7 protein-coding genes are annotated in these 7,452 nt (G+C 66.8%); 2 read left to right on the forward strand and 5 right to left on the reverse strand.

Annotated features, from left to right (window positions below; translation table 11 throughout):
* Window positions 1–93 precede the first annotated feature (93 nt).
* The 3 genes from ON41_RS31615 to ON41_RS31625 all read right to left on the reverse strand — a co-directional run bounded on the left by ON41_RS31615 (window position 94) and on the right by ON41_RS31625 (window position 3,101).
* Entirely contained in the window at window positions 94–969 is an 876-nt protein-coding gene (locus ON41_RS31615) for a glycosyltransferase family 2 protein (RefSeq protein WP_040751821.1), read from the reverse strand.
* An 85-nt stretch (window positions 970–1,054) separates the two neighbouring features.
* Complete coding sequence (locus tag ON41_RS39430) at window positions 1,055–2,122, reverse strand: phosphotransferase family protein (protein ID WP_157185688.1); 1,068 nt, start codon at window positions 2,120–2,122, stop codon at window positions 1,055–1,057.
* Between the two features lie 460 nt (window positions 2,123–2,582).
* Window positions 2,583–3,101: a P-loop NTPase family protein gene (locus tag ON41_RS31625; protein ID WP_040751807.1), complete on the reverse strand. Its 519-nt coding sequence runs from the start codon at window positions 3,099–3,101 to the stop codon at window positions 2,583–2,585.
* Between the two features lie 274 nt (window positions 3,102–3,375).
* Here ON41_RS31625 and ON41_RS31630 point away from each other — a divergent pair, with 274 nt between their 5' ends.
* Both ON41_RS31630 and ON41_RS31635 read left to right on the forward strand, forming a co-directional pair.
* The gene (locus tag ON41_RS31630) at window positions 3,376–3,873 is read left to right on the forward strand and encodes a hypothetical protein (protein WP_040751808.1); all 498 of its coding nucleotides are present in this window, start codon (window positions 3,376–3,378) and stop codon (window positions 3,871–3,873) included.
* A 30-nt stretch (window positions 3,874–3,903) separates the two neighbouring features.
* A complete protein-coding gene (locus tag ON41_RS31635) occupies window positions 3,904–4,974 on the forward strand; it encodes a hypothetical protein (RefSeq protein ID WP_040751809.1) in 1,071 nt (356 codons plus the stop codon).
* 207 nt (window positions 4,975–5,181) lie between these two features.
* Here the strand turns inward: ON41_RS31635 and ON41_RS31640 are convergent, their stop codons facing one another.
* Both ON41_RS31640 and ON41_RS31645 read right to left on the reverse strand, forming a co-directional pair.
* Window positions 5,182–5,691, reverse strand: a complete 510-nt coding sequence (locus ON41_RS31640; protein WP_246461645.1) for an HNH endonuclease family protein — start codon at window positions 5,689–5,691, stop codon at window positions 5,182–5,184.
* A gap of 495 nt (window positions 5,692–6,186) precedes the next feature.
* On the reverse strand, window positions 6,187–7,452 hold a 1,266-nt coding region (locus ON41_RS31645; protein ID WP_040751811.1), incomplete at its 5' end, for a hypothetical protein.

Below are 7,452 nucleotides of genomic sequence, written 5' to 3' on the forward strand. Positions count from 1 at the left end.
TGCTTCGCCAAACATTGTCGCTGAACGACATGCCGGAGAAATCACACATCTGCTAACGCGGACAAGCCCCCTCACTTCATTTCGACACAGAACCTAGCCGCGACTCAGGCGCTGCGCGATGGCGGTCCGCACGATCGCCACCGCGCCCCGCGCGACGAGTCCGGCCGCGACCAGCGGGGCGAACACGATCCAGGGCGAGCCCTGGTGGTAGTCGCAGTAGAACCGCAACGCCGAGCGGTGATGGGTGCGGACCTTGCGGAACGGCGCGGAGCGCATGCTGCCGCCCTCACGGTGGCGTATCTCCACGCTGGGATCGAGCACGACGCGCCACCCGCCCCGATGCATATCGAGGGCCATCTTCGTTTCCTCGAAATACAGGAAGTAGCGGCCGTCGAACCCGCCCACCGCGTCGAACGCTGCACGCCGAAACAGCATGCAGCACCCGGAAATCCAATCCACATCGCTCAGCGTCGTTACCGGCGTCCCGAAGTAGCGTCGGGTCGCCGGGTTCGACGGCCAGATCCCGCCCAGCACCGCGTGCGCGATGCCGACCGCCAGCGACGGGAACCGCCGCCCACTGGGATACGGCTGTCCGTCCAACCGGGCGATTCGGGGGCCGATCATCCCGATCCGGTCATCGGTGGCGGCCGAATCGACCAGCGCCGCAATCGAACCCGCCGACAACTGGGTGTCGGGGTTGGCGACGAGGATCCACTCCGCGTCGGTCGCGGCGGCACCTTGGTTGATCGCCGCCGCCAGGCCCACGTTGCGGCTGTTGCGGATCACCCGTCCGCCGAACTCCTCGACGATATCGGCGCTGGCGTCGGTCGAGACGTTGTCGACCCCGATCACCTCCACCGCATACGGCTCCACCGCCGACGGCAACGTGTCCAGGAAGCCCGGCAGATCCTCCGCACTCTGATACGTGACCAGAACCAAGCCGACCGTCTTCTCTCGCGCGCTGGGCATGACCGGCAACATATCACCCACCGCACACGCCTTCAGACCATCCGTCCGAGACCGTCGCACCCCCGCGACGCCGGGCACGGCACGATCAGCGCCAGCCCCGTAGCGCAGCGTCGACCTCGGCTTCGTCGATCGCCGGCGGCAACTCCCACACCGGCGCCGCCTCCTGCAGTTTCTGCGCCAGTTTCCGGACCAGAAGGCGTTCGCTGTCCGGGGCGCAGCCGCCGTCGGCGATGATTTTGGCGTAGCGGACAGCGTCGAGGACGGCGGATCTGACCCGCGCCTGGGCGAGGTAGATCTCCACATCGTGCTCCCACCCGCTGTGCGCGGCGTCGGGTTCGGCGGCCGTCCACGCCGCGACGAACCGTTCCCGCTCGGCGGGCAGGTAGTTCATCTTGTGCAGATGGATCGCGACGTCATAGAGAGGATCACCGTAGAGCGCCAGCTCCCAATCCAGAAACACCGTCTCCCCGTCACGAATGATCATGTTCTTGCGATGCAGATCACCATGCGTGAGCCGAAACTGTCTGGCCTGCAAACTATTACAGGACTCGTCCAACGGTTCGAACGGGTCCGCCGGGATCCGCAGCCGCCGAAACAGGTGATGGAAGGAGCTTCGGTGGTCCCGATACGCCTGCCGGGACGCACCCCACACCCGGCGGGCGAACCGCTGCGGATCGTCATCGAGTCCACCGGGGGCGTAGGGCAGTGCCTCGCGCGGGATGGCCCGCAATTGCGCGAACAATCGTGCGACATCGGAGGGAACATGTGCCGGGAGCGGGCGTCCGCGCGGCGCCAGCTGGTCGAGGACCTCGCCGTCGATGTACTCGTGAATTTGATACGCCGGACACACCGACACCCAGTGCAGGGCAGGAACCGAGGTGACGCGAGAGGCGACGACCGCCAGAACCTGCGGCTCGGGCCACTGGCGATAGTCCATCACGTCGGCACCCTCGATAGGGATCCGCACATTGACCGCCCGCGCACCGGCCGCGACACGGATATTGCGGTTGTAGAAACCCGCCGGCCCGTCCGGTTGCGAGCAGGCACGACGGTAGAGCGCCTCCGGATCCACCAGCGGTGGCCCCGCTGTCAGTGCGGCATCCGGCCCGAACACCTGCTGTCCCGAAACCGCCGGGCTCGACTCCCCAGTCACGACCCCAGAATGCCATCGACCGCCGACTATCTCGGCGTCGTTCCCTGGGTGCATCGTCGGGCTGCCCGGCCGCCCGGTGGCCAGGCGAAACGCAGCTGGGTCCGCTGTAACAAAAACGGATCGAGCGCGCCGGCCGCCACCGGCCGGTGGGAAGCTGGCCAGCGCGCTCGCGATAGCCGCATCATTGATCGTCACGGGCCACCCTCGCGACAACCCGACGCGAGACGATCATCGTCGTGGTCACCGCATGATGTAGAGAAGTGCCCGTTGTTCTTCGGCCGGGCGGGTGCCGGTACACGGACCGGGCCGCTGTCGCCGGTGACCTGGACGAAATCCGTTGGCGTGCTGCCGGAACGCTATCGCTCCCGCTGCGCCGCGGCATCGGTTCTCGCCGGCCTCGGTGCGGCGTCGACCCAGGTGTCGTCCTGGGGTGGGACGGTGGGTGGTCGTGGCGGTGGTGTCACGAGGTGGGCTCGGCGGTGTGGGTGGTGTGGAGGAACTGGGTGGTGTGGCGGCGGCTGGAGAGGGTGATCAGCTGGGCGTGGCGGCCGTGTTCGGTGATGAGCCGCCGTACGCGGGGCGCCGTGGTCGCGCGGTAGCGGCAGATGTAGCGAACGAAGTCCCAGGTGATCCGGTCGTAGACGCCGTCCGCGGGGTGCTGGCCGCCGCGGTAACGCCAGCGGCGTTGCGCGACACCGGCCAGGCAGGACACCGCGGGTAGGTCGAGGAAGATCACGGTGTCGGCGGCGGCCAGCCGGATCGGCAGGGTGCTGACATGGTTGCCGTCGATCAGCCACCGCGGCCCGGCGACGAGGTCACGCTGCCGGGCCGCGAACTCGGTGTGGGGCAACGGATTCCAGTCGCTGTCGTAGTACACCGCGTCCAAATGCGTGACCGGCAACGCCAGCACCGCCGCGAGCCGGTTCGCCAGATGGGTCTTGCCGGAGCCCCCGCAGCCGAGAACAACAATCCGGTCCATACCCGCGACCCTAACGACCGCCCCCGACAGGACACGGCGATTCGATCCGAGCAGAGAACCGATCCGGGAGAAGTAAGCATCGTTGCCGTTCCGGGGAGACGGTCGAGCCGGTGGCGGCTAGGGTTCGGTTCGTGCATGGTGCCGACGTCCTTGCTGCACAGCGCGACGTCGTCGCCGCTCGCCCAGGTGTGGTTGGAGGCCGAGGGGCCGCCAGGGTGGGTTGTCGCGCGGATACAGTGACGGCCGACCACAGGACTGTAGAGGGGAGTCAGGCGTGGGTGACGAGCAGATCGGTTTCGACATCGACTTCGACGAGAAGACACAAGCGTTCCTGGACTGGGTCGCACCCGAACTCATGGAATCACGGGTTCGCGCGTTCCTCACCGACACCGTGCCGGGTATCGCCGCGTACTCCGACGAGTGGTGGAACGGTCCGCTGACCGAACGCATCCTGCACGCGGCACTCGAACTATTCGGAAACCGCGACAGCTTCCTCTCCCCGGAGAACACCGACGCCGCGGACCAGTTCGTCCGGTTCTACGGGGAATGCTTCGTGCGTCGTGCCGGTATGGCGTGGACAAACCGTCCGGAATGGAGCGGTGCGCCGCTGTATACGGATTTCAGTCCCGCCGTACACGACGGCGACGGCGGCAATGTGCACAGCCTGGTCGCGGTGACCGATTACCTGTTTGGCAGCGACGGGCCCCGGATGGCCGACTACGCCATCACCGGGGCCGCCCGAGACATCCGGAAAGCCAGAAACCACACGTAGTACCGGCACGCTCAGGTAAACGGGGGGCTTGTGCCCGACGAATACGACGACTATCGGCGAGGGCTGACCAACTACGAGCGCGGGTTGTATTTCGAACTCGGGCGGGCGCACGAGCGAGGCGAGACCCCCGATCGCGGGTGGGTGCGGCAATTCAAGATCGAGACGGGCCTCGGCGCGCGTATCCTCGACAACGCCAAAACCGAGGGCCGCGGCACGGAAGCCATCGAACGAAAGTCGGGGCGGCTCAACGAGGTCGAGACACGCAGGCAACTGCGCAAGGAACGCTCCACGCTGGGCGCCGGCCATCTGACTCGGTCCCGGTGGGAAACCGTGGTCGGAGAGAAGATTCCGGCCACCGTGCGGCAGGACTTGGCGGAGTTGGCTCGCGACTTCCCGGACCGATTCCGGCACGAACCCATTTCCCGCGCGGATGCGTTGCGCGCGATGGAACTCGGTCGATCGCTGGCGTCCCAGCAGCTGGAACTCATCCGCTCCTACGAGCTGGGCCGCGCCGACCGCGCCCGGAAACGACTCGGGCACATCCGCGAGATCGCCAGAGCCCGCACCCGCGCCGAATCACTGCGCAGGGCACAGCAATTCCGCGACGCCGTCGACCGCGGCCGCGCCGACGCCCGCACCCACCGGACCGAACGCACCGTGCGGGCACGCGAACACGACGGACGCGTCCGGCCCGGGCACGACACCGCAGGGACCAAGGGCCCGAGCGAGCGGGCGCGGATCCAGCGCGAGGCGGCCGAACGGGTGGCCCGGGAGTTCACGCCCCTGGATGCCCTGGTGCTCGGGCGCGACGCCGGTGACACCGCCGAGCGTGACGGCCGCGAGGTCGCCGAGGCCCGCGAGCACCAACGGCAGCGAGACGCGGCGGACGCGGCGGAGAAGGCCCGCAAGGCACGGGAATTGGAGGAGGACCGGCTCCGCTCGAGACTCCCTCCGCACATCGTCGAGCTGGTGGCCAAGGGACGGCCGACCCCTGGCCTGGAGTCGCCGTTTCGCGAACCGCCGGAAGCGGGCTCGACCCGCGCCGGCAGGCAGGCAATCGGCAGGGAATTCCGGGGCCCGGAACGCAGCCCTGGGCGCTGAGCGCGTGTGGACCGCCCGTGCGGCACGGCCTACGAGACGCGGTTCGCCGCCGCTACCGAGCTGATCTTCACCGCCAGCTCGAGCGATATCGGTAGAACTGTGCGTTCGGGCGACGCCGGGATGGGCATGCCTGATTGGTCCGGAGCAGCAGGTGTGCTCATGCTCTTCCCTGTCGGGTCTGCGTGTTGAAGCTTGGTGTCGCGGTCGTCAGCAGTTGCGTAGAGTCTGTGTGAGAGCGTCCTTTTCGGTCTGCTGGATCGTTAGGTGCCAGGCCGATTTCACGCCGATCCACATCTGTACGTAGGTGCAGCGGTAGGCGGTGTTCGGAGGAAGCCACTGTGCGGGGTCCTGGTCACCTTTTGCTCGATTGATCGACGCGGTGACCGCCTGTAGCTGGGGGTGTTCGAGATCGTTGGCGAACCGTTCCCGCTCGCTGATGCTCCAGCCACTGGCGCCGGAGCGCCATGCCTCGGCCAGTGGTACGACGTGATCGATGTCGATCTTGGACGGGTCGGTCACCGTCTGATCGTCGTACGGTGAATACCAGCTGCCTGTGGTCGGTCGGCATTGCGCGTCGACGGCGACGCCGGTGCCGTCACGCTGTAGCACGGTCTCGCGGGTGGTGCATTCCCCGGCGACGACGCTCCAGTGCGGAAACTGTTCCCTCGCATAGCCACTGCTGGAACCTTCCTCGGCGACCGTCAGCGCATCGAGCATGGTACGAGCGTCGTCCACGCTCGGCACGGCAGGAGGCTCGGCGTGTGCGGTGACCGACGACAGCAGAGCGGCCGCCGTGGCACATGCCGCAGCGCCTGCGGAAATCCGAGATCGATGTCGAGACATTGCCGTTCCTCCCGCTTGTGACCGAGGCTGCACCGTGAACCTAACGACCCATGGTGACCACCACGTGGACATTCGGTGATCACATGCCGCCGTCGGCCCGGCCGTCCCGCAGCTGTACCCAGGGACTGGCGTTCGGGCCCGAGTTCGACCCGCGTCGACAGTGTCGACGCATGCGGTGATCGGGGCGAGCGGTCGATGGGTTCCTAGACCTGCTGCTCTGAACGCCCCACGCAGGTGGGCCATGTCGCCGTCGATGGGCTGGTAACTGGGTGTCGGTTTGCCCGGGTGCTCGGCGACAGCGAAGCTGCCCGCTGGAACAGTCCATCAACCCGACACTCGGTTACCGATGCGACCTACCTGGACGAGGCGCTAAATCTTGCGGAGTAGTCCCGTGACGCCGGCAAGGAGCACGGCGGTGAAGATCCAAGCGAAGATGCGTAGGACGGAGAGGGCGACAGTAAGGGCTGTGGGTGCGGTGGAGTTGATGGTCCAGTCGGGTTTCGATGTTCCGGTTGCGGCTGGTACAACCGCGGCGAGGGAGTAGTTGAAGACGTTGAAGCACGGATAGTCGGGGTATTGGGTACAGGGCTCGGCGGCGGTGATCGGTTGTGTTGGGGGCGTGTGGGTTTCGGTTGCGTGAGTGGCTGCGGACTTGTCTGTGCCGGTTCGGTCAGTGGGGATGAAGTGTGCGGTGTTGTGGTCGGTGATGATGAGCCCGAGGAGGAATGCACCGGTGAGCCATACGGCCGCTAGGAGCGGATAGTAGCCGTGCCCGGCGATGGCCAGATACGTCCAGCGAAGTGGCTTCGACGTCCACGGGGCGTATTTGGTGGTTTGGTTCGCGGCTGTGACGCGGAGCCGCCGGGCATCGGCGGGTTGTCCGTTGCGGTCGTAGACCGCGGCCAGTGCGTGCCAGGGCTGGGCGGCGAATCCATGCCCGGGAGGAGTCGACTTCAGCCACTGTGCCGCGGTGCGGCGGTCGGTACGGATCCGTCCGTGTATATCGGAGATTTGCCAGCCGGTGGCGATCAGCCGCCCAGGCGGCTGAGTCTTCGATGGAGTCTGTAGATCGGTGATCGCAGCTCGGGTCAGATCGATCGATCCATCGACGCGGGTAGGCATCAACCTCAACGTTGTGATGGTGCTGGACTCGAGGTTGAGGGCGGCGCTGTCGGGGTTGATGAGGGTCGCGCCGTCGAGTCGGAATTCACCGCCGATATTCGCACCGCGGGCACGGATCGGCCCGGTGGTGGTGAACCCGTCGGCGGCGAAGACGTCGCCGCTGATCGTCGCACGGTCGAGGTTGAGGGCGGTGCCGCCGGGATTGTTGAGGGTGGCGCCGTTCAGTAGAAGGTGCATGTCGATTTTCGCGTTGATCGCACGAATATGCCCGTTCGCGGTGAATCCCTCACAAGCGAAGATGCCTCCACCGATGGTCGCCCCGTCGAGGCTGAGGGCGTCGCCGTCAGGGTTGCTGAGGGTGGCACCGTTGAGTGCAAGCTGGCCGGCGATATTCACTCCGACGCCGCGAATTTGTCCGTTGACTGTGAATCTCTCGCTGGCGATGAGGCCGTCGGTGATTGTGGCCCGGTCGAGGTTGAGGGCGGTTCCGGCGGGGTTGTTGAGGGTGGCGCC

Source organism: Nocardia transvalensis NBRC 15921 (genome assembly GCF_000308875.1).
Classification (GTDB): Bacteria; Actinomycetota; Actinomycetes; order Mycobacteriales; family Mycobacteriaceae; genus Nocardia; species Nocardia transvalensis.